The organism is Acinetobacter sp. ESL0695 (genome assembly GCF_029392135.1).
GTDB classification, from domain to species: domain Bacteria; phylum Pseudomonadota; class Gammaproteobacteria; order Pseudomonadales; family Moraxellaceae; genus Acinetobacter; species Acinetobacter pollinis.
Map to the genome: position 1 here is coordinate 172,322 of NZ_CP113932.1, position 23,333 is coordinate 195,654.

A 23,333-nucleotide genomic window follows, 5' to 3' on the forward strand; every position below is an offset into this window, starting at 1 on the left:
GCCACAATTTTTCTCAAAAATGATAAAGTTAAATATATTGTGCCTTAATCCATAAATAAATTTAACTCTTTAATTACATAAACCATATGAAAATGAGTAAAGATCTTTAATTTGAATAAAAAGTGTATTTTGGTTTACTTATTAGACAATAAGTCCTAGATTTTACTACTATATAGTTCACGTAGTAATTGAATAATCGCTCGCTTTATATAATAAACTATATAAAAAACATAATCTTGCGTAAATACTTGAGAATTTAAAGAAAAACTATGATAAAAAATAAGGGTTTTTTATGATGAAACTAGATACAAACCGTAAAAAATCTGTAATATTAACAGGGCTACTTTTATAGTAATGCTCACGTTTTTGCACACATTCAACAGACATGGCCAAACGTATTATGAATATACTAATCGTTGATGACCACCCCTTATTTCGCCATGCTTTAATTCAAGCTGTGCGTCATGGTCTACCACAAGCTCAGATTCAAGAAAAAGCAACTGTTAAAGAATTCTACGAATATCTTGAAAGTGGCGCAGAACCAGATTTAGTTTTACTAGATTTAAACTTACCAGGTGCTTCTGGGTTTTCAGCACTGGTGCATGTACGTGCACAATTTCCTGCTATTCCAATAGTTGTTGTTTCTGCACATGAAGAAACTTCAATTATTCGTCGTGCTATTGCGCATGGTGCAATGGGTTATATTCCAAAGTCTGCAAATCCAAGTCATATTAGTGAAGCAATTGTTGAAGTCCTTGAAGGTGAGATATGGCTACCTGCCAACTTACCAACCCAAGATATGAATGATGCTTGTAGTAACGACGAGGCCATACTTGCTGAACGTATTCAATCTCTCACACCACAACAATTTCGCGTATTAATGATGGTGGCAGAAGGTCTATTAAATAAACAAATTGCTTATGAGCTAGATGTTTCTGAAGCAACCATTAAAGCCCATGTAACTGCTATTTTTAGAAAATTGAACGTACAAAATCGAACACAAGCAGTACTTGCGATCGGTGCATTAAAAATTACAGAAAAGACCATATAACAAGAAAAAAGCGAGGTGAGTCCTCGCTTTTCTTATTCAATTTTTAATCTAGAAATCCATGCACGCATTGATGCAGGTTTAAGTGGTTTCTTTAATAGAGTAATGTCTAAGGTCTTTAGGCGCTGTGGTAACTCTGGATCAGAGTCAGCTGTAATCAGAGCAACTGGGACATTATATTTTTTCCTATTTTTTTCAATAAAATCTAGGCCTCTTTTATGGTTATTTAAATGTTGGTCGACCAACCAAATTTGAATATTTTCTTTTTCAATAATTGCTTCTGCTTCTTCTGGCTCTCTGGCTTTAAATACCTGATACCCCCATTTCGTTAATAGTGTAACCATTCCTTCTAAGATGGCTTCGTCATTATCTAAACATAAAATAGTATAATGATGATGATTGGTCGTTACAGTTGGAACACTCGCCGATGCTTGTTTTGGTGCAGATGTGATCGGCACTTCAATCATAAAGCATGAGCCTTGATTAAGTTCACTATATACATATACTGGGTAATCAAGCATATGTGTCATACGTTGAACGATGGCCAAGCCAAGTCCAAGTCCTTGTTCGCCCCATGGTGATGTATGTCCACAGCGTTCGAACTCTTGAAAAAGCTTTTGTCTTTGCACTTCGGAAATACCAGGTCCTGTATCCCAAACACCAATACGAATATGTTTAGGTTGAGAAGCACTTCTTAGTACGCCTACGACAATTTTGCCTTTTGCAGTATAGCGTAATGCATTACTGACAAAATTTTGAATAATGCGACGGATCCATTGTTGGTCGGTATCAATCCAGAATTTGGCATCGTGAACATGAAACGTAATTCCACGCTGTGCAGCAATAGATTGGAATTGCATTTTTAAATCGCTGAGTAGGTCGTGCAGAGGGTAGGCTTGACGTTTCGGTTGAATGGTTCCACCTTCTAATCTCGCAATATCGAGTAGGGCAGAAAGCATACTTTCAGCACCGTAGAGAGCACGGTCGAGTTGCTGCAGTGTTTTGCGATCTTCTTCTTGATGAATGCTTTGCTCGAGCGCCGTACTGAATAAACGTGCTGCATGCATAGGTTGGAGAAGATCATGGCTAGCAGCAGCGATAAATCGGCTTTTCGACATGTTCGCCGTATCTGCCTGTTTACGTGCTAGTTGTTGCTCAGTAAGTGCATTTTTTAATTGTTGTGTTCGTTCATTCACACGTGCTTCTAATATCGCTTCTGCTTCTTTAAATGGCGTGATATCTGCAAATGTAGTCACAAATCCTCCGCCAGTAATTGGATTACCTCTAATCTGAATCACTTTGCCATCTTTACGCACTCTTTCATATTCATGTGGACTACCCACCTGCATCCAATGAATACGTTTACGTACGTGTTCTTCGACAGGTCCAGGGCCACATTCACCACGCTCTGCGTTATAACGGATGAGATCTGCTACAGGACATCCCACATAAACCAGTTCTTGGGGATAGCCAAATAAAGTTAAGTATTGTGTATTCCATGCAACAAGGCACATATTCGCATCCACAACACTGACGCCTTGTGCCATGTGGTCAATCATGGTCATGAGTAAGTTTTGGCTAAAACGTTGCCATTGTGAAGCTTGATCCAGAATATTGGCGACCTGAGCAACGCCTAACCCATTATTAACCAATGCTGTCTTGAGTAATGTCCGTGCAGATGCAGCGCCAATGGTACTTGCGAGGTACTGTTCTGTAAAACGCCACCAAATACCATTAGCAATATGGTTTAAATTGAGAACCAAATGATAACGTTTGGCAAATTTTTCGAAAGCTTGTTTGGCTTGTTTTTCACCTGTGACACGACCTGCCAATGCCAATAAGTCTGCAACCTTTAAACGATGGCTGTCTGTATTGAAATAGTTTGCATCTTCTGATTGTTGCTTAGATGGTAAAACTTTTGATTCGTAATAAAAAAAACTTTCTGCTTGAATTTGTTCAGCTAAACTTGGACGGTATATACGAGAAATCCAGACATAGAATAGAACATTGAGTCCTAAAGACCACAAAACGCCATGTGTAAGTGGTGCAAGTGAAGAAAAACCGAATAAGGCCTCTGGGCGAAGGATATAAAGACCAAATAGCCCATCTGTTAAAATACGATGATCTAATGAAAATTGTGCAGGTGAAACATGCTTTAAAATTGTTGGTAGTAAGAGTGTATACCCCCACATTATAAAGCCAACAATTAGCCCGACATAGACGCCTTGTTTACTGCCTCCTCTCCAATATAATCCTCCAATGAGAGCAGGTGCAAATTGTGCAACCGCTGTAAAAGCAAGAAGGCCTAATATAGACAATTGATCGACACTATCAAATACGTGATAGAACAGAAAACCTAAAACCATTACAAAGACAATAGAGATACGTCTTGCAAATTTAAGGACTTTTGGCAGTCTCTCATCATGTCTAGATATAATCCCTAAACGCCACATCGCAGGCATAATCAGATCGTTGGTCAGCATGGTTGAAATAGCCACAGAGGAAACAAGAAGCATGCCTGTAGATGCTGAAAACCCACCTAAGAAAGCAAGAAGTGCCAGCCATTCATGTTGATAATTGAGAGGCAGTGTGAGAACAGCAATATCTGGAATACCAAATAAACTAATGTCAGAATGTAGTGCCCAACTCGCAATTGGAAAAATCGCAATCGCAGTTAAAATAAGGTAAAGAGAAAACCATTTTCTAGCACCTTTAATATGTTGTTCATCTCTAAGTTCGACAACAGCCACATGAAACTGACGTGGTAAGCAAATCATGGCTAATGCCGCTAAAATGGTCTGTGTCCAAAAAGTTTCAGGCACTCCTGAAACTTGCATATTGTTATATTGTTGTTTTAAATCATGTGCGATCAGATGGAGGCTGTTTGGGTGTGCAAAAATAAAAAATAAGGCGACACAAAGTAAGGCGAATATTTTTACAAATGATTCAATTGCAACAGCTAGCATTAAGCCCGCATGTTGTTCTGTATTTGAAACTTGCCGTGTACTAAAAATCATGGAAAGCATGACCATGATTGTTGTTAAAAAAAGAACGATATTGGTAGTTAAATGCACAAAGCCAGTTTCTGGTAAAATTGCAACTGTACTTAAGGAAATTGCCCGAAGTTGTAAAGCTAGATAGGGCACTGTACCGACAACAGATAAAATAGTGACCATTGCAGCCAATGCACCACTTTTACCATAGCGTGCAGAAATAAAATCAGAAATAGAGGCAATAGAATGGTGTTGCCTTATTCTACCGATACGTCGCCAGACGTAATAACCAAAACTAATAAAAAATAGTGGTCCCAAGTAAATCGGGAGATAGTTTAGACCATGGCGAACAGCTTCTCCTACACCTCCATAGAATGTCCAAGAGGAGCAATAGACACCAAGCGTTAAGCTAAATAGTAGCATTCTACGCTTTGCACTCAAATGCATGGCATACTTTTCACCAAAGATTGCACAGATAAAAAGAATGGAGATATAGAGAATGAGTGTGCCAATAATCAGTAAACTATTCATGGTAACCTAAAGGATCCAGATATACTTGCATCATAAATGCTGAATATAAATAAGAGTGGATTTAGAAAATAATTAATTTTTTAATACCAGTACAGTATAGCAACTGGTATTTTTATTGGCTTGCAATATTTATACATGCTTAATTTTGTGGACTAAGCCGATGCCAATGATGCTATAAATTAACATTACAATACACACTGAAACTTCGATATTAAATGGAATAAAAGACAATAATACCCCAGAAATTAAACCGAATAAAAATTGCAAAGAGCCAAGTAAAGCACTTGCTTGACCCGCCTGATGGCCTTGCTCTGCCAATGCGAGAACAGTAGCGTTGGGGCCTACAAAACCAACAGCAGCAACGATCGGAAATAAACCTAACATAATTGTTACAGTTGAAAGTGCATGAGAAAAAATAACAGCTGTAAGTATGAGTGCGCCTAATAGTTGCAAAGAAGATCCAAGTTTAAGGAGTTGCAATGGGCGATACCGTTTAAGTAGGACTCGGTTTAGATTTGATGCAAAAATAATACCGCAAGAATTAATACCAAATAAAATAGAAAATAAGATTGTAGATGCATGAAGCTGATCCATAATTACTTCAGATGCACTATTAATATAAGTAAACATCATACCCATTAAGATTCCACTTGCAACAGATGGAATAATAAATGCGCGATTCTTAAATAGCTGTATATAAGTGGATGTTGCTGAAACAAAAGTATGTTTTTTTCTTTTTTCTACGGGTAATGTTTCTGGCAGTTTAAACCACGCAAGAATAAAACTTATACCACCAAGGATAAATAAAAAGAGAAAAATAATACGCCAATGTAGGAAATATAAAATAAGGCTACCAAAAAGAGGAGCAAGTATGGGAGCTAGTCCCTGTACAATCATAAGTGCAGAAAATGCTTGTGCAGCATCGGTGCCACTTAAAGTATCACGTATTGCAGAACGAGCAACCACTACACCTACGCATCCACCCAGTGCTTGAGCAATACGTGCAAGTAGGAGAACATCAAGTTGCGTTGCGAAAATACAGAGCAAACTGGCAATAAGATAAAGGCCTAATCCAAAAAATAAAGGTCTTCGTCTTCCAAAGTGATCTGTAATAGGGCCATAGATCAGTTGCCCGAAAGCAAGTCCCATAAAATAAGCAGGAAGTGTACTGGCTACTTGACCACTTGTTACAGATAAATCTTTTGCCATGAGTGGTAAAGCTGACAAGTACATATCTATTGAAAATGGGCCAAGAGCAGTAAGCGTTGCAAGAACAAAAATCCAAGTAAGCTGGTAGGGTCGACTGTGCATAAGCGGTAATATAAAGATAAAGATTTTTATCATGATAATACATTTAAGTTATTAAAATAATTCTTGTATATCAATATATTAAGTGATTAATTGTTTTTTTATATTTTTTAAAATTAGATATTTTAATCACTTTAAATAACATAAAATTGCATAAATACAACAAATTAGATAATATTGATAACTGGTTATCTATATTTATAGATTTCCTATTCTTTTTTGAATTAATGGAATTTTAAAGTGAAAAAGCTACTTTTATTATCTTTATTAGGGGCAATGGGTTTAACTGGCGCAAATGCTGCAAACCTTATGGACTTTTCAAACATGAAGCCATATGTAGGTGCAGGCTATACATATCAAACACAAGATGACGTTAACCTCCACTTTTTAGGTTTAAATGGTGGTGTACAGCTGAATGATTTTCTTGGTTTAGAAGCTTTTTGGAATAAATCTACAAATGAGCCATTAAAAGGTGAAAAGCTTGATGTTCAATACTACGGTGCTGGTATTACTGGTCAGTATCCTTTAGTAGATCAAGTATATGCAAAGGGTCTAGTTGGCGTTTCAGTAATGAAAGCAGATTATGGTTATGACGAAAGAACAGAGTCTGGTGTGATTGCCCAGTTAGGTCTTGGATATAACTTTAACAAAAATGTTGCAGCGGAAGTTTCTTATACACACCAAAGTCCATTCTCTGGCGTAGACGGTGTAAATGTACAAGTAAAATATAAGTTCTAAAATAAAAAAGAAACGCATGTTTAAAATACATGCGTTTCTTGTTTAAAAATCTTTAGGAATTGCTTCGAGTAATTTCTGAGTATAAGGGTGCTGAGGATGTTTGTATAAGTCGTCTGAGTTTGCAATTTCTACAATATCTCCATGATGCATGACCATCACTTGATCAGAAATATATTTTACAACAGATAAATCGTGAGATATAAAAATATAGCTTAATCCATACTCATCTTGTAATTCTTGGAGTAAGTTTAGAACTTGTGCTTGAACAGAGACATCTAGTGCAGAAACAGATTCATCGCAAATAATAATTTCTGGTTTTAGGGTTAAGCAACGTGCGATTGCGATCCGTTGTCTTTGCCCTCCTGAAAACTCGTGAGGATATTTATAAAAAGCACTTTCCGGTAAGTTAACACGCTGTAATAAATTTAAGGCTATACTTTTTCTTTCAGTATCATCTTTTCCAATGTGATGTATCTGCATAGGCTCAAGTAAGATTTGTCCAATCGTAAATCTTGGATTTAATGATGCATAGGGATTTTGGAAAATAATCTGAATTTTTCGTTGGTAAGCATTAAAATCTCGATCAGAAAGTTTTAGTATATCTTGACCATCAATAAATATTTCACCACTATTTGCTTGATGTAAACGCATTAAAAGTAAACCAATAGTTGTTTTTCCCGAACCAGATTCTCCCACCAAGCCTAGTGTTTTTCCTTTTGCTAATTTGAACGAGGCATTTTTGACAGCAGTAAAAGTATTACGTTTGAATAACCCTTTGCGGGTGTAGAAATATTTAGATAAATTTTTTACTTCTAAAATAATTGGTTCATCACCTCGCACTCCTCTTTTTCTTTCTGGGGCTTGATGAATATCATTGAATGGTTGTGTTACTTCTGACGCCTCATCCATAAAATCAGCTGTAACAGGTAAACGATAGGGACGTACATCTAGACGTGGCCTACAGTTTAATAAGGCTTTTGTATAAATATCTTGAGGTTGTGTGAGTACATTCTGTGCACTACCTTGTTCTCGAATAATCCCATATCTCATTACAATAACTTGATCTGCAATTTCACTTACAAGTGTTAAGTCATGTGTAATAAATAGCATCGACATTTTTCTACGTTTTCGAATACTTTCAAGTAGTTCTATTATTTGTTTTTGAATCGTAACATCTAGAGCTGTGGTAGGTTCATCTGCAATTAATAATTTAGGTTCACAGGCAATTGCCATTGCAATCATAACTCTTTGTTGTTGCCCTCCTGAGAGTTGATTAGGATAAGCGTGATACTTTTCTTCTGGATTGGGTAAACCAACTTCTTTAAGTAGTGAAATAACTTTAGATTTAATTTGTTGATTTTTTAAATTGGTATGTATTTGAAGAATTTCAGAAATCTGTTTACCAACTTTAAAAACTGGATTAAGAGAAGACATTGGATCTTGAAATATCATCGCAATTTCTTTACCACACTTTTCTCTTAAAGCTTTAGTCGAGAGGGAAAGTAAGTTCTCTCCTTCAAATAGAATTTTACTGTCTATACTTATACGTGCTTGTTTTTTTGGAAGTAGCCCCATTGTTGCTAATGATGTAACTGATTTTCCACTTCCAGATTCTCCGACAAGCGCGACAGTTTGATTTTTCTCTATATTAAAAGAAATTCCTTTAATTGCTTCGAATTCACTATCATCTGTTTTAAAAAATACATGTAGGTTGTGTACTGAAAGTAATGATGAATCTTTATTCATGATGCATTTCCTTGATTATTTAGCTTTAGGATCTAATGCATCGCGTAATGCATCAGTGAATATGGAAAATGCTGTGACTAAAATAGCCATTGCTGTTGTAGCTGCAACAAGTTGCCACCAGTTTCCGAGTAAAAATTCACTTTGTGCTTCATTAAGCATACTTCCCCAAGATACTGTACCGATGGGGACGCCAAACCCTAAGAAGCTGAGGATGACTTCCGATTTAATAAAAGAAACGACTAGAATAGAAATCTGTACTAATGCAATATGGCTAACATTTGGAAATATATGAATAAATATTCTTCTGGTATGAGTTACACCAATCGCTTTTGCAGCAAGGACATATTCCCGATCGACATGTTTCATATATTCGGCTCGAATGAGTCTATAAGTTCCAGTCCATCCGGTAAGTGCCAAAATTAAAATAATCGAGAGAATACCTTGCTGTTGTAATACGGCTGCAACAGCTAAAATAAGTAACATATAAGGAATTGAAGTAAAAATGTTATAAAACCAATTAATTAGATCATCTATCCACCCACTAAAATATCCAGAGACTGCCCCAAGAATAGTTCCCAAAGCAACTGAAAAAAATGCAGCTATTAGACCAACTGAAATTGATGTTTCAGAGCCTTTAATTGTTTTACTGAGGACATCGACTCCCCACCGATCTGCCCCAAAAAATAGGCTGTTTTTTAGCTCATCTTTATGCTCTGCAGGTTGTAATATGATTTCTTGCCGAATTGTATTCATATCTGTTGCTAAGGGATCTACGACACCGTACATATTTACATGTGAGGTTTGTTCAAGTGTACTTTCAGAAACATGTGGAATAATAGGCTGAGTATTTTCTTTATCTAAATTATAGATAAAAGTAGGAGGTGCATAACTTACAGCAGTTTCTACATTCCAGTTCTTTGCAATAAGTCCAAGAGAAGAGAGTAGAATCATGACAAGATAAGCAATGACAATTACTAATGAAAAAAGAGCAGTTTTATCTTTTTTTAGTCTTTTCCATGCCAGCCCCCATAAACCATTTGGACGCTTTACTTTTTGATCTTGGTTGCTTGATGAATGAGTTGAAATATTTATAGACATAAGCTCACCTATTTTAATTCTAAGCGTGGATCGATGAGTTTATAAGTGAGGTCTGCAAGTAGGTTAAAGATCATCGTTAATGCAGCAATATAAACCGTAATAGCTTTAATCACAGGAAAGTCGCTTCTTTCAACAGCAAGGATGACTTCTCGTCCTATTCCTGGGATACCAAAAAATCTTTCTATTAAGAAAGCACCTATGAGTAAGGCAGGGAGGTTAGACATCACATCTGTGACGATAGGAATTGCAGCATTTCTCAGAACGTGTACAAATAAAATACGTGATTCACTTACACCTTTTGCTCGAGCAGTACGAATGTATTCTTGTCCAATTTCATCAAGCACAAAACTTCTGTATAGGCGTAATGTTGGTGCAATACTTACAGCAAGCATAATAATCACAGGAAGTGGTACATAATAAAAAAGATTGGTTTGTAAGCTATCTCCCCATCCCTGTACTGGAAACCAGTTGAGTTTATATGCAAGAAAATATTGAAAAATAATAATATAAACCAAGATACTAATAGACATTGCTATCGTACAAACTGCCATTAGAGTCCGATCTATCCATGTACCTCTTATGAGAGCGACGACTAAAGCAAGTGTAATTGAAATTAGAGTTTGTAAAATAATAAGCGGAATAATAATGGTTAGACTTGGACCAACTCTCGATAAAATAATATGGCTAACGGTTTCCCCTGTACTCCAACTTGAACCATAATCGAATGTAATAACTTGCTTTATGAATATCCATAATTGAACATAATAAGGTTGATTCATACCAAGTTGTTCACGGATATTTTCGATTTGTTGAGGATTAGACATTTTTCCAGCTAAAATATAAGCTGGATCTCCACCAATCCAATTAAATAAGACAAATATCAGTAAAATGACACCAAGCAGTGTGGGAATAATTTGCCACAGTCGCCGAACCATATATGACAGCATTTTTTTCTCCAAAAAGTGTATTTATTGCAGTGACTGACGAAGCTATTGCTTAGTATCGATATATAACCAAGGAGTACGTAATTGAGGATGGTTTTTAAATCCCTGAACGTATGGCTGAATAACAAAGTTCTTATTTGGTGTATAAATAGGGAGAACAGATGCATATACTTCAAGTAAGCGCATCATTTCTAAGAATAAAGCTTGTCTTTCAGGACCTGCAGGTAAGGATTTACTTTTTTTATACAACGCATTGAACTGAGGAATAGAGACACAGTTAAAATTAGAAACATGAATGTTTTTTCCATAAAATAACTGTAAAAAGTTATCTCCATCTGGATAGTCAGCAATCCACCCCTGTAATCCCATTTGTACACTGCACTGTTTTTGGGCTTTTAAATACTCGGGAAACTGCATGCTTTTTACAATTAAACGAATATGTATTTTTTCTAATGATCTTTGCCAAAATTCTGTAGATGCAATACTTGAATTAGAAACAGGAGTAGAATAATAAATAACAAGTGGCTTGCCGTTAGGTAAGGTTCGGTACCCATCTTTGCCAATACGGTATTGATATTTGTCTAAAAGTAGATTGGCAGCTTGTATATTGTATGGACGACTTGTTTTAAAATTTTCATCATAACCGACTACATTTGTTGGGATAATTGAATAAAGTGGTAAGCCTGTATTGTTGTTTACTATGCTTAAGTATCTATCATGCGAAAAAGCCATAGACATGGCTCTACGCAAAGCAATTTTTTCCTTACTTAACCCCCCTACGATGGGATCTTGCATATTCCAAAAAGTATAATAACCAGATAAGTCTGGAGAAGTATTCAGTGTTATACCTTGTTCAATATATTCAGATTTTAATTTTCCATTCTCAAGAATTTTAGGTGAGAGAGAAGGCGTTACATCGAACCAATCTAGCCTTTTTTGTCTGAAAGCTAGCCATTGTGACTGAGATTCGGGAATGATTTGAATATCTACTACACCAATTTGAGGCATTTTTTTACCTGTCATATCGGCGATAATTTTTTTATCATCTGGATCGTCAGATTTAAAATTCCAAATAAATCCTCGATAATTAGGATTCGCTTTAAGTACAATTCTTGAGCCTCTAATCCATTTGCTTAAATAATATGGACCAGTCCCAACAGGATGAGAAAGGACAAAACCTTGCGCATCTTTATATGTGTCTACTACCTCTTTAGCCATAGCTGCTGTTGGTGTATGAGCTAAAATCATAGGTAAGTTGTAGTCTTTTTCTTTTAATTTTAAAATGAGTGTATATTTATCTGGTGTTTGAATACCTTCAATAGGTTGGTGATAGTTTAAAGCGCCTGTTTGCTTAGCTTTTTCTATTAACTCGTCAGTGCCTACAAGTTTGCCATCAAATAAGTCACTATTTGGTGATCTCAGATTTGGATCGATAATTCTCTTAAAACTGTAAGCATAATCATAAGATGTTAACTCGCGTTTTTTTCCTTTAAAGACAGGATCATCTGCAAAAAAAATATTTGGCTTAATATGAATAGTATAAGTTAAGCCATCTTCACTAATTTGAGGCAAACTGGCAGCTGTTTGTGGAATAAGCTTAAAAGGTCTTGCTAAATAATCATAAGTATAAAGTGTTTCAAAAATAGAATCGTCTATACCAGCTGAGTACAAGTCATTTGTTGCAACAGGATCAAACCCTGTCTCTGCCGCAATGAAATAAGTATGAATAACTTTATTGGAGTTAGCGGCATTAGCTACATTTAAAAAACTCATGCTAAATAAAGAGATACATACTATAGATGTGACATTCTTAATTTTTTTATAAGTCGATTGATAATGCTTTTTGAATACTTGGTTTCGTACTTTCAAATTTAATTCAATATTCATTTAAACCATACTCTTATATCTGTAGCTGGTGAATGCCATTAACAATAATTTGACCTGTATTACTAAATTTGGTGCATGTTTTGAAGAAAATGCACTAAAAAATTTCAGGATAAATATCAAATATGTTGTTTATTATTTGTACAAAAATGAATAAAAAGTGCATGAAATATAGATTAATTAAGTGCATCAAGTTACTAATGACTATTTAAAATTCTCTAATCGCTGCTTTATTTCATCAAAATATACGTTGATTTATGTATGCGAACATTGTGCCAAGTGTGGAAATGAAGAATTAAATAATTTTAAAAAATATGAATATATGTGAATGAGATAACCTCTTGTCACTTATTAAATTAAATCTAATTAAAACATAGCCTTAAGATATTTTGTTTTTAACTATTTTTTTGAATTTTTATTAAACAACTTAAAGATATAATTTTATCAAATAAAAATATTTATTTTTTTTTGTTAAGAGTGGCACGCTCATTGCAACTAGAAAATTACAAAGTTTCACAAATACAACTTGAACACTCCATCATTGTATGCGCTATAGAGAGTATTAGAATGAACTATAATAGATTGACTCGTGCTATTCGTTCTACACTTACCGGTACGGTAGGGATAGGTATTGGTTTAACTGCAATAATTACACATGCAGAAGATGCACCTACAAAATCTAAGGTAGAGCGAATCACTGTTACAGGTTCCTCAATTAAAGGAGTGGCTGCTCAGAGTGCATCACCCATAACAATTGTAAAAACTGAAGAACTTGCTAAACAAGGTGTAACTACAGCTGAAGAAGCATTATCCAGTATCTCTGCAAATCAGCCTAGTAGAAATGCTGCAAGTAATGTGGGTACTACTGGTGGTGCACTGTCATCAGCAAATCTGAGGGGTTTAGGTGCAAATAAAACGTTAGTTCTCCTAAACGGCCGCCGCTTAGCAAGTACGCCGTTTGATGCTTCGGCAGTTGACTTAAGTACTATTCCTTTGGCATTAATTGAGCGTATAGAAATTTTAAAAGATGGTGCATCAGCCATTTATGGAACAGATGCAATCGGCGGTGTAATTAATTTCATTACAAAAAAACAGTATCAAGGTGGTGGATTCGCAGCGGAGGGGCTTTATCCAAAATCGGGTGGGGGTGTTGGGCAACAATATACTCTATTTGGGGGGTACGGTACTTTAGAAGATCAAGGCTTTAATGTTTATGGTGCAGCGACGTACCAAAAGCAAGACAGTGTGCTCGCAAATCAAAGAAGCACATCCAGTAGAGGTGGTGTTCTCCCAGAACTTGGTGTGAATCGTACAAGTAGTGGAACCTTCCCCGCAAATATTGCAGGCTTAGGAAATCCTTATGCAACGTTAGGTTGTGGAAATACATCGAAAAATTTTGCCTCAGGAAATTACTGTCGTTATAACAGCCAAGCGGATATTGGAATTGTTCCAAAAACAGAAACTTTCTCTTTTTTAGGTAAGGGGACACTTAAACTTACTGATAATTTTAATGCAATTGGAGAATACGTACACGCTGAAAGTAAGTTAACGTCAATAGTTGCTCCAGATGTATTCTTAGGTCAAGGAGCAGATTATTACATACCAAGTACAAGTCCATACTACCCAGGAAATGGAATTACACCTGCTTTAGCTGGTGCAAATGGGCAATCACTTGGACTTAACTTGCGTTCGCAGGGCGGAAATCGGATTTCAGAAAGTGTTTTCAAGTCAGATCGAGTATTGGTTGGTTTAGAGGGTAATGCTGCAAATTGGGATATTACCACAGGCATAAGTTATGCAAAGAGTTCGGGAGAGTATGACTTAACAGGTGGGTATTTAGATAATGATTTGGTAAGAAAAAATTTAGCAAATGGGACACTGAACCCATTTGGTGCAAGTGCCGATAGTGGTATTTGGGACAGCATGCAGATTAATGGCGTTTCGCAAACAGCGAAATTAGAAAGTACTAGCTTCGATTTTACAGCAAGCCGTCCAATTTATACGTTGCCTGCAGGTGATGTTGGTTTTGCAGTGGGTACGACATTCCGTTATGACAAATGGTCACAATCACAAAATGCTACAGTCAATAGCCGTACAGCAAGTACTGGTGTCGATCCTACAACCCCTGACAGTACAGGATCTAGAAATCTTAAGGCATTATTTACAGAGTTTCAAATTCCAATATTTAAAACTTTAAACGCACAAATTGCAGCGCGTTATGACGACTACAATGATTTTGGCAGTACCTTTAATCCAAAGTTTGCCTTGCGTTGGCAGCCTGCAAAACAGTTAATGTTTAGAACGAGCTACTCTACAGGGTTCCGTGCGCCTACTTTGTATGAAATGCATAATCAAACAACGAAAACTCAAACTGCTGCAAGTTGGAATGATCCAGTATTATGTAAAGGGGGTACACCAACAAATGGTGGAAATGCAGCAAGAGATTGTAACGCTCAGTTTTATACACAAACTGGTGGTAATACCAATTTACAAGCTGAAAAATCTAATACCTTCACTTTCGGTGTCGTGTATGAACCTGTGAAAAACCTAGTTCTATCGGCAGATTATTTTAATATAGAAGTAAAAAACCAAGTCGGACAAATTAGTGAAAGTGCTATTTTCACAGACCCAACTAAATATGCTGATAAGTATGTGCGTAATACAGATGGTTCTCTAAATTATATTAATCAGAATTTACAAAACCTTGGAAATACAAAGACTTCTGGTATTGATCTTGGTTTGCAATGGCGTAGTCCAATGACACAATACGGACGTCTAGGGCTGAGTGTAGATGGTACTTATATTAATAGTTATAAATTCCAAACTGAAAAGAATGGCGTATGGGAAAATGCAGTTGGAAAATATAATTCAGATTTAGGTTTAGGATATGCTGCAGGCACTGTAGTTACACGCTGGAAGCATAATGCCAATGTTAATTGGAACTACGATGCTTGGAATTTAAACCTTCAACAAACTTTCTTTAAAGGTTATTTAGACCAAAACTCAAATGGCCAGAACCATCGTGTGTCTGACTACACACTGTATAACTTATCTGGCACATATACAGGCTTTAAAGGTACTGAAATTACTTTAGGTATTAAAAATATTTTAGATACTAAGCCGCCAGTATCTAACGTTGTAGATAACTTCCAAATGGGATACGACCCACGTTATAGCGATATTATGGGGCGTACTTATTTTGGGCGTGTTTCATATAAATTTTAATTAAAATAAATCGTTAGATACTAGGTGGGTTTGATTTCAATACCAACCCACCTCCATATAGGTGCAATAATTATGAATTTTTATCAGGACGGAGAACGTTCTATCAAGCGATTCATAGGAATTGGTGTAGTTGTTTTACTTCATGCATTGCTTATTTATGCTCTAGCGACAGGACTTGCACGTGACGTTCTCAAACCTGTGCAGGCTCCTGTAGAAATGCAAATTATTCAAGAAGTAAAACCACCACCGCCTAAGCCAAAGCCCATTGAAAAACCTAAAGAAGAACCAAAACCTGTAGCGAAACCTAAGCCGGAAGTTGCAAAACCTGAACCTAAAGTTCAACAAAAACCACAAGTTGTGAAACCTGCGCCATTTGTGCCAAAACCACAAGTTACGCCTCCACCACAGCCAAGTGAACCCAAGGTTGCTACACAGTCAGAAAAACCAGTACCGCCAAGTCCGCCAGTAAAAGAGGCGACACCACCTGCACCAGCTCCAGAAAAGCCAAAGGGTGAAACCAAAGGTGTTTCTGGAAGCGCATCTGCAAGTTGCCCAACTCCTGAGTATCCTCAAGAGGCGCTTATGAATGAAGAGCAGGGTACTGTGAAATTACAGCTAGATGTTGGTGCAGATGGACATGTAACAAATGCAAAAGTATTGAAGTCTTCAGGTTCACGAAATTTAGATAAAGCAACAATTAATGCTTATAAAAAATGTGTTTTTGGTGCAGCAATGGAAAATGGTACAGCAACGGCTGGGTCTATTAGCTTGGAATATACATTTAAGCTCGATTAATTTTTGAATGAAATATTAACAAATTTGGATGAATGCAATGAAAAATACAAACCCAGTAAAAACAGTAAAAAAAATAGCTAGTGTATTGGCTTTATGTGGAGCGAGTTTATTATCTAATTACAGTTTTGCAGATGAAAAACAAGCAACACCAAGTGCTGTAACGACATCGAATAGTACAAATACACAACCAGTTGCACCACCTGCACCAGCCACTACTGAAAAAGTGAGTAACCCTTACGGCCTCGATGCTGTTTGGCGTGAAGGTGATTTTGTTGCACGTGGTACGCTTATTATTATGTTACTGATGTCCGCAGGTACGTGGTATTTAATTGTGACCAAGTTTCTCGAACAACAACAGGTTAAGCGGCAAGGAAAAATTGCGAGAGAGAAATTTTGGAATGCTGCAAACATTCCACAAGGTGCGCAAACATTAGAGCAAAAAAGTGCTTATCGTTTTATTGCTGAAAAAGCTCATTCCTCCACACAAAATCACGGCAGTCATATGCTAGATAAAATTGATTTTAACACTTGGGTGACACTCAGTATTCAACGTGCTGTAGATAAAGTACAAAGTCGTTTATCAGGTGGTCTTGCATTTTTGGCAACGGTTGGATCTACATCTCCTTTTATCGGCTTATTTGGAACAGTATGGGGGATTTACCATGCACTTACAGCGATTGGTATTTCAGGGCAAGCCTCAATTGATAAAGTTGCAGGACCTGTAGGTGAAGCACTAATTATGACAGCGATTGGTCTTGCAGTTGCTGTACCTGCGGTACTTGGTTACAACTGGCTAATTCGACGTAATAAGTCAATCTTAGAGGAAGTCCGCTCTTTTGGCGCAGATCTTCATGCAGTAGCACTGAGTGGAAATATGGTTTCTGGTGAAACACCAATTGGATCAGCAACTAAGACTACTCAAACTGCTGTGGAGTAATACTATGGGTATGAATGTTGGGTCAGAAGATGATGATGGTGATGTAATTGGTGTCATCAATACAACACCGTTGGTAGATGTAATGCTCGTTCTATTAATTATATTTCTGATTACTGTTCCAGTAGTGACACATACTATTCCTGTGAAATTACCTGAAGAAACGGATCAAAAGTATCAAACAAAGCCTGAAAATATTACTTTGGCTGTAAACAAGGACGGGCAGGTGTTTTGGAATGAACAATTTATCCCTAACCAAGAGACATTATTAAGTCATTTAAAAGAAAACTCGGTAAAAAGACCTCAACCTGAAGTACATATTCGTGGTGATCAACAAACTCACTATGATGCAATAGGTAAAGTCATTGAAACTGTTCAGCAGGCAGGTATTACTAAGATTGCATTTGTTACGCAACCACCTGCACGCGGCTAGTAAATAGCGTTAAGGAGTTCATTATGGGAATGACACCAAGCTCAAATAATTCAGATGACGATGTTATGTTAGAAGTAAATATGACACCTTTAATTGATGTCATGTTAGTGCTCATTATTATGTTCATTATTACTATACCAATTCAGAATAATGCAATTAATATTAATATGCCTACGCCGTCACCGCCTACTAAAGAAAAACCACCAGAAGTCATTACGATTTTAATTAAAATGAATGGTGATATTTTTTGGAACAATGAATTGGTAAAAGATAAAGCATTGTTAGATTCAAAACTCATAGCGGTATCTAAAAAAATAGATCAAGATCAGGTACAAATTAAACCTGAAGCACAAGCATCTTATAAAGATGTTGCGATGGTTATGGCATCAGCGCAAAGGCTTGGTGTAAAAAATATGGGAATTATGAATAACAGTGAATAATTGAAACAATGAATTTTGTTCATGAGTTCAAGTTTGGACTCATGAATTTTCTAAAGTTTCCCTATAAGTACGAGGTGATACATGATGTATGCGTTTAAATGCAGTGCTGAAAGTACTTTCGGCATTATACCCTAAGCTAAAAGCAAGATTTTTTATGGAAGTATTCTGTTGGTATAAAGATTTAACCGCAATTTGCATACGCCAATAGGTTACGTACTTTAAAGGTGACATTCCCAATAAATCATTAAATTTTTGAGAAACACCAGATTTAGATAGGTTGGCAATTTCAGCAAGTTCAGAGAGACTCCAATCTTTACTAGGATGTTGGTGTATGAGAGCAAGTGTTTTTGCGATACGCTCATCTTTAATTGCTTTAAACCAACCAGATTGAGAGCTTTCATCTGTCATAATCCATACTCTTAATATTTCTAAAATAATGAGATGCATCAGGTGATTACTGGCAGTTAAAGCACCTATATTTTGAGAGACATTTTCATGCAGAAGTTGCTTGAGCAACCAGTTTAATGTGTCTGAGGTCATTGAACCTGTAGAAAAGTGAATAATAGAAGGCAGTTCTTTTTGAAAAAAAGATGTCCCAATTTGATTCACAGACATTCTACCTGCAAGTAGTATATTGGTACTCTCACCATAATCGAGTAGCCCAGCAGTTTTTACATGAGGAATTTTTTTGGCCTCAATTGCTTCTTCAATACAAGCATTTTCTGTAAGCATGGAAAATGCTTGACCATCCGTCAGAATAATTCCATCTCCTTCTTGTAACTTATACCACTGTGTTTGCTTTTGGGTTTTTAGCCAAAAGGTTCCCTTTTTTATACATATAACTTTTAGCCCATCGAATACTGAAAAGTGAGCTGCCCATTTATGCCCTGTAGAAATTCCTGTTGTAACATAGCTTTTCGCAGAAATTAGATTCATAAGATCAGATAATGGGTCCATTGGAATTTCGCTAAATAAATGTGGAATTTTGATGATTAAAATTATAAGTAATCTCTACTATTCTAACAATAAATCAATTTAGCTTCTTATATGGACACAATAAATTTTTATGAATCATTCTGTACAACATTCTAGATTGATACAGATTATGGTGTTAAGTGCTCTTATGGCATTTACCTCATTATCTACAGATATTTATTTACCAGCGATGCCATTTATGCAATTAGATTTGCAAGGCAATATCGAGCTAACAATAACCAGCTTTCTTATAGGTTTTGCAATAGCTCAATTGGTATGGGGACCGATCAGTGATCAAATCGGTAGAAAAAAACCATTGTTTATTGGAATGATTCTATTTGTGATCGGCTCAGTTGGGTGTGCACTTTCAGAAACGATATATCAAATTATTTTCTGGAGAGTGATTCAAGCGATTGGTGCTTGTACTGGACCAATGCTTGCCAGAGCAATCATTCGTGATTTGTATGATCGGGTTGAAGCAACTCAGATGTTATCTACTCTGACGATTATTATGGCAGTTGCACCAATTGCTGGCCCTTTAATTGGTGGGCAAATTTTAAAATTTACCTCATGGCATGCAATGTTTTGGTTGCTTGCAATGATTGGGTTAATTATGTTTTTTTGCTTGTTTCTGTTGCCAGAGACAAGAAAGAAAAGTGATCTAAAAATAACGATAAAACAAGCTTTTTCTAATTATAAATATCTATTTAAAAAATGGATTTTTATTAGGTATGTCCTTGCGTTAACAGCATTTTATGTAGCTGCCTATACTTTTATTATTGGCTCGCCATTTGTATATATTTCATATTATCACATCCAGCCACAGCATTATGGATGGCTTTTTAGCATAAATATTATTGGTTTAATGCTGATGAGTTTTATTAATAAAAAATTAGTGAAACATGTTCATTTACATGTACTTCTTAAATATTCAAGCATGCTGGCTATGCTTGGGATGATTACTTTAGTGATTCTATTTTTTTCACATTTTATGAGCCTAATCACTTTGGTTGTTCTTCTATTTGTTTTCTTTTCTATGAACGGAGTGATTGCTGCAACGTCTACCGCCGCAGCACTAGATAGCGTACCTGAAATTGCGGGTTCTGCGTCAGCTTTAATGGGTGCAATGCAATATGGAAGCGGCATTATTTCTTCTATTTTACTCACTTTATGGAGAACTGATTCTGCTGAGTCAATGATCGTAATTATGGCGATATTTACTGTATTAAGCGCACTAATGTCGATGTTACCTCATCATGAGAAGTGATGAAAATTCTAGATATATTAAGTCAAAAAGGACAATACAATGAGCTGTAGAACAATAAAAGGTTTTGGTACTTATGCTGTGAATGAGCCTTTAAAAGAAATATTAATTCCTAGACGTGCGTTAAGAGAGACTGATGTTGAGTTAGAGATTTTATATTGCGGTATTTGTCATTCGGACTTACATCAAATTCATAATGATTTTGGTCATACAATGTGGCCAGTCGTACCAGGCCATGAAATTATTGGTCGTATTAGTGCAGTTGGTAATCAGGTAAATAAGTTTAAAGTAGGGGATCTTGCGGCAATTGGTTGTATTGTAGATAGCTGTGGTTCTTGTGAGTATTGTTATCACGACACACAGCAATTTTGTGAAAATGGTACCACTTTTTCCTTCAACACTCCTGACAGATATATGAATGGAGAACAAACATATGGAGGTTTTTCTCAGAGTTATGTTTGTGATGAAAATTATGTACTTTGTGTGCCACCATTTGAGGATCTTGCAGCAGTTGCGCCTTTATTATGTGCAGGCATTACGGTTTATTCACCTATAAAACACTGGAAAATTGGTGCAGATAAACATGTAGGAATTTTAGGGATAGGTGGGTTAGGGCACATTGCAGTTAAAATTGCGAAAGCCTTAGGTGCAGAAGTTACAGTATTTACAACTTCAAAAAGTAAATTAGATGATGCAAAGCGACTCGGTGCGGACCATGTTGTATTAACTACAGATGAGAATCAAGTAAAAGAGTGGACAAAAAAACTAGATTTTATTCTGGATACTATTTCAGCGAAGCATGATGTAAATCCTTATTTAAATTTATTGACTTGGCAGGGGGCTTTAGTTGTTGTTGGATTACCCCCTGAACCTTTAGATGTTAGTGCTTTTAATATTGTGCATGGTAGAAGGAGTCTCGCTGGGTCAAATATTGGAGGAATTGCTGAAACTCAAGAAATGCTAAATTTCTGTTTTAAACATAATATTACTGCAGATATCGAACTCATAAAATCGGATCAAATAAATGAAGCATTTCTTAGACTAGAAAAAAATGATGTGAAATATAGGTTTGTTGTAGATATGCATTCTACTTAATCAGTATTCTTTTGGTGATATTAATGGCACTGAATTTATTGTAGCAAAAATAGCATTATATATAGGATGACAGTCATTTTTTGACTGTCGTCTTGCGGTAAGTGATTAAGATATTAAGCGAATATCTATAGATATATATGTGTATAAAATAATATAGAAGTTTAACTTGGCATATTCATTGCTTTTTTTACCACTCATTCTTTGAGTTGGGTTGAAGAGGCATGGAAAAATATGAGTATGTAGAGGAACGGCCAAATAAAGCAGCCAATGAAACATTAGAAGATTATACCTTAAGGTATGCACCTTATAGCTTCCGCCGTTGGAGTCCGAAAGTTGTTGCAATTACTGCACTTGGAGGAATTGCATATTTAGCAGACTTTTCAATTGGTGCAAGCATTGGCATGACTTATGGCACAACCAATGCAATCTATTCTATTTTGTTTGCTGCAATCATTATATTTATCACAGGCATTCCACTGTCCTATTATGCAGCGCGTTATAACATCGATTTAGATTTAATTACACGTGGTGCAGGTTTTGGCTACTTTGGATCTGTAATTACAAGTATCATTTTTGCGAGTTTTACATTTATTTTCTTTGCGCTTGAAGGCTCTATTATGGCGCAAGGTTTATTGTTAGGGTTGGGAGTTCCCTTATGGTTGGGCTATTTAATTTCAACCATTATGGTTATCCCCTTAGTCATTTATGGTATGAAAGCCCTTAGTAAGTTACAGGTATGGACAACACCGATTTGGCTTATTTTAATGATTGGTCCTGTAGCTTATTTAATTTATCAAGAACCGACTTTAGTTCAATCATTTACTATATTTGCAGGTCAAAAAGGTTATGCACCAGGCGATCTTGCGGCAATTATGCTAGGTGCAGGTATTTGTTTGTCTTTAATTATGCAAATTGGTGAACAAATTGATTACTTACGATTTATGCCTGCAAAAACAAAAGAAAATAGTAAATCTTGGTGGATGGCAGTCATTTCTGCAGGTCCGGGTTGGGTAATATTAGGTGCAATCAAGCAAATTATTGGTGCATTTTTAGGTTTTTATTTATTTACAAAGATTCCCGGTGTTGATGCCACTGAACCTGTACAACAGTTCAATGCAGCATTTCATGATATGTTGCCGGGTTGGCTCGCACTTGCGCTGGCGGTTATTTTAGTTGTCATTTCACAAATTAAAATTAATGTGACGAATGCCTATTCAGGCTCTCTTGCATGGACCAGTGCATATACACGCGTAAGTAAAAAGTATCCAGGAAGAATCATCTTTGTTTTATTTAATTTAGTGGTTGCCTTGGTATTGATGGAAGGCAATATGTTTGCAGTATTAGGAAAGATTTTAGGATTTTATTCTAACTTTGCCATTGCTTGGGTTGTGGTCGTCGCAACAGATATTGCAGTCAATAAATATTTACTTAAATTATCCCCAAAAGAGCCTGAATATAGACGTGAAATGTTATACGACTTTAATCCTGTGGGATTAGTTTCCTTTCTGATGGCTGCTGGTTTGTCTTTATTGGCATTTTTCGGGTTTCTTGGCAGTTTTTTATCTTCATATTCACCTTTAATTGCTTTGGTTGTAGGTTTTGTTCTTACACCAGTCATTGGGGTATTAACAAAAGGAAAATACTATATTAAGCAAGAACACGATGGTATTCATGAGCCAAGATTTGATCAAGAGGGATCACCAACAGCAACATCGTATATGTGTTTAGCGTGTGATCAAGAATATGAAAGACCAGATGTCATGTATTCACATAAACATCATGGCGTGATTTGTTCTCTTTGTAAAACAATGGAAAAGTAACTTAATTTTTTCATACTCAACTTGTATACGGTTATTCATTTAATTATTTGGCACATATTGTG

At 36.2% G+C, this 23,333-nt stretch carries 17 protein-coding genes; 10 read left to right on the top strand and 7 right to left on the bottom strand.

Features of this window, described 5'->3' with window-relative positions:
- Positions 1–400: 400 nt before the first annotated feature.
- Positions 401–1,051 (top strand): response regulator transcription factor, encoded by a 651-nt coding sequence (locus OZX61_RS00865; protein ID WP_195771939.1) that lies wholly within the window; start codon positions 401–403, stop codon positions 1,049–1,051.
- Positions 1,052–1,083: 32 nt separating this feature from the next.
- Here OZX61_RS00865 and OZX61_RS00870 read toward each other — a convergent pair whose 3' ends face one another.
- Both OZX61_RS00870 and OZX61_RS00875 read right to left on the bottom strand, forming a co-directional pair.
- Complete coding sequence (locus OZX61_RS00870) at positions 1,084–4,572, bottom strand: PAS domain-containing hybrid sensor histidine kinase/response regulator (RefSeq protein WP_277094999.1); 3,489 nt, start codon at positions 4,570–4,572, stop codon at positions 1,084–1,086.
- Positions 4,573–4,701: 129 nt separating this feature from the next.
- Positions 4,702–5,916, bottom strand: coding sequence for a multidrug effflux MFS transporter (locus tag OZX61_RS00875; RefSeq protein ID WP_277095000.1), 1,215 nt, complete (start codon positions 5,914–5,916; stop codon positions 4,702–4,704).
- Between the two features lie 204 nt (positions 5,917–6,120).
- Between OZX61_RS00875 and OZX61_RS00880 the strand changes: the two genes are divergently transcribed.
- Positions 6,121–6,618, top strand: a complete 498-nt coding sequence (locus OZX61_RS00880) for an outer membrane beta-barrel protein (RefSeq protein ID WP_195771937.1) — start codon at positions 6,121–6,123, stop codon at positions 6,616–6,618.
- 42 nt (positions 6,619–6,660) lie between these two features.
- On the opposite strand, the gene OZX61_RS00885 is transcribed toward OZX61_RS00880, so the two are convergent.
- The 4 genes from OZX61_RS00885 to OZX61_RS00900 are packed head-to-tail and all read right to left on the bottom strand — an operon-like array spanning position 6,661 to position 12,293.
- Positions 6,661–8,364, bottom strand: coding sequence for an ABC transporter ATP-binding protein (locus OZX61_RS00885; protein WP_277095001.1), 1,704 nt, complete (start codon positions 8,362–8,364; stop codon positions 6,661–6,663).
- Between the two features lie 15 nt (positions 8,365–8,379).
- A complete protein-coding gene (locus OZX61_RS00890; RefSeq protein ID WP_277095002.1) occupies positions 8,380–9,462 on the bottom strand; it encodes an ABC transporter permease in 1,083 nt (360 codons plus the stop codon).
- Between the two features lie 8 nt (positions 9,463–9,470).
- Positions 9,471–10,409 (bottom strand): ABC transporter permease, encoded by a 939-nt coding sequence (locus OZX61_RS00895; RefSeq protein WP_277095003.1) that lies wholly within the window; start codon positions 10,407–10,409, stop codon positions 9,471–9,473.
- Between the two features lie 42 nt (positions 10,410–10,451).
- Positions 10,452–12,293, bottom strand: coding sequence for an ABC transporter substrate-binding protein (locus OZX61_RS00900; protein WP_277095004.1), 1,842 nt, complete (start codon positions 12,291–12,293; stop codon positions 10,452–10,454).
- A gap of 564 nt (positions 12,294–12,857) precedes the next feature.
- Here OZX61_RS00900 and OZX61_RS00905 point away from each other — a divergent pair.
- The 5 genes from OZX61_RS00905 to OZX61_RS00925 all read left to right on the top strand — a co-directional run bounded on the left by OZX61_RS00905 (position 12,858) and on the right by OZX61_RS00925 (position 18,117).
- On the top strand, positions 12,858–15,515 hold the full coding sequence (locus tag OZX61_RS00905) for a TonB-dependent receptor (RefSeq protein WP_277095005.1): 2,658 nt from the start codon (positions 12,858–12,860) through the stop codon (positions 15,513–15,515).
- Between the two features lie 72 nt (positions 15,516–15,587).
- Positions 15,588–16,310 carry an energy transducer TonB gene (locus tag OZX61_RS00910; RefSeq protein ID WP_277095006.1) on the top strand — a complete coding sequence of 241 codons (723 nt, stop codon included), beginning with the start codon at positions 15,588–15,590 and terminating at the stop codon, positions 16,308–16,310.
- Between the two features lie 37 nt (positions 16,311–16,347).
- Complete coding sequence (locus tag OZX61_RS00915) at positions 16,348–17,247, top strand: MotA/TolQ/ExbB proton channel family protein (protein WP_277095007.1); 900 nt, start codon at positions 16,348–16,350, stop codon at positions 17,245–17,247.
- A 4-nt stretch (positions 17,248–17,251) separates the two neighbouring features.
- Positions 17,252–17,677, top strand: coding sequence for a biopolymer transporter ExbD (locus OZX61_RS00920; protein ID WP_277095008.1), 426 nt, complete (start codon positions 17,252–17,254; stop codon positions 17,675–17,677).
- Positions 17,678–17,700: 23 nt separating this feature from the next.
- The gene (locus tag OZX61_RS00925) at positions 17,701–18,117 is read left to right on the top strand and encodes a biopolymer transporter ExbD (RefSeq protein ID WP_277095009.1); all 417 of its coding nucleotides are present in this window, start codon (positions 17,701–17,703) and stop codon (positions 18,115–18,117) included.
- Positions 18,118–18,156: 39 nt separating this feature from the next.
- On the opposite strand, the gene OZX61_RS00930 is transcribed toward OZX61_RS00925, so the two are convergent.
- Positions 18,157–19,074: an AraC family transcriptional regulator gene (locus OZX61_RS00930; RefSeq protein WP_277095010.1), complete on the bottom strand. Its 918-nt coding sequence runs from the start codon at positions 19,072–19,074 to the stop codon at positions 18,157–18,159.
- A gap of 148 nt (positions 19,075–19,222) precedes the next feature.
- Between OZX61_RS00930 and OZX61_RS00935 the strand changes: the two genes are divergently transcribed.
- The 3 genes from OZX61_RS00935 (at position 19,223) to OZX61_RS00945 (ending at position 23,271) form a co-directional block, all read left to right on the top strand.
- A complete protein-coding gene (locus OZX61_RS00935) occupies positions 19,223–20,359 on the top strand; it encodes a multidrug effflux MFS transporter (RefSeq protein ID WP_277095011.1) in 1,137 nt (378 codons plus the stop codon).
- A gap of 39 nt (positions 20,360–20,398) precedes the next feature.
- Entirely contained in the window at positions 20,399–21,451 is a 1,053-nt protein-coding gene (locus OZX61_RS00940) for an NAD(P)-dependent alcohol dehydrogenase (protein ID WP_277095012.1), read from the top strand.
- Between the two features lie 221 nt (positions 21,452–21,672).
- Positions 21,673–23,271: an allantoin permease gene (locus tag OZX61_RS00945; RefSeq protein ID WP_277095013.1), complete on the top strand. Its 1,599-nt coding sequence runs from the start codon at positions 21,673–21,675 to the stop codon at positions 23,269–23,271.
- Positions 23,272–23,333 lie beyond the last annotated feature (62 nt).

Coding starts and splice junctions, on each gene's coding strand:
- OZX61_RS00935 (WP_277095011.1), top strand. CDS start 19,223: ATGGTGTTAAGTGCTCTTATGGCATTTACCTCATTATCTACAGATATT.
- OZX61_RS00920 (WP_277095008.1), top strand. CDS start 17,252: ATGGGTATGAATGTTGGGTCAGAAGATGATGATGGTGATGTAATTGGT.
- OZX61_RS00885 (WP_277095001.1), bottom strand. CDS start 8,364: ATGAATAAAGATTCATCATTACTTTCAGTACACAACCTACATGTATTT.
- OZX61_RS00895 (WP_277095003.1), bottom strand. CDS start 10,409: ATGCTGTCATATATGGTTCGGCGACTGTGGCAAATTATTCCCACACTG.
- OZX61_RS00900 (WP_277095004.1), bottom strand. CDS start 12,293: ATGAATATTGAATTAAATTTGAAAGTACGAAACCAAGTATTCAAAAAG.
- OZX61_RS00925 (WP_277095009.1), top strand. CDS start 17,701: ATGGGAATGACACCAAGCTCAAATAATTCAGATGACGATGTTATGTTA.
- OZX61_RS00945 (WP_277095013.1), top strand. CDS start 21,673: ATGGAAAAATATGAGTATGTAGAGGAACGGCCAAATAAAGCAGCCAAT.
- OZX61_RS00870 (WP_277094999.1), bottom strand. CDS start 4,572: ATGAATAGTTTACTGATTATTGGCACACTCATTCTCTATATCTCCATT.
- OZX61_RS00910 (WP_277095006.1), top strand. CDS start 15,588: ATGAATTTTTATCAGGACGGAGAACGTTCTATCAAGCGATTCATAGGA.
- OZX61_RS00890 (WP_277095002.1), bottom strand. CDS start 9,462: ATGTCTATAAATATTTCAACTCATTCATCAAGCAACCAAGATCAAAAA.
- OZX61_RS00865 (WP_195771939.1), top strand. CDS start 401: ATGAATATACTAATCGTTGATGACCACCCCTTATTTCGCCATGCTTTA.
- OZX61_RS00905 (WP_277095005.1), top strand. CDS start 12,858: ATGAACTATAATAGATTGACTCGTGCTATTCGTTCTACACTTACCGGT.
- OZX61_RS00930 (WP_277095010.1), bottom strand. CDS start 19,074: ATGGACCCATTATCTGATCTTATGAATCTAATTTCTGCGAAAAGCTAT.
- OZX61_RS00915 (WP_277095007.1), top strand. CDS start 16,348: ATGAAAAATACAAACCCAGTAAAAACAGTAAAAAAAATAGCTAGTGTA.
- OZX61_RS00940 (WP_277095012.1), top strand. CDS start 20,399: ATGAGCTGTAGAACAATAAAAGGTTTTGGTACTTATGCTGTGAATGAG.
- OZX61_RS00875 (WP_277095000.1), bottom strand. CDS start 5,916: ATGATAAAAATCTTTATCTTTATATTACCGCTTATGCACAGTCGACCC.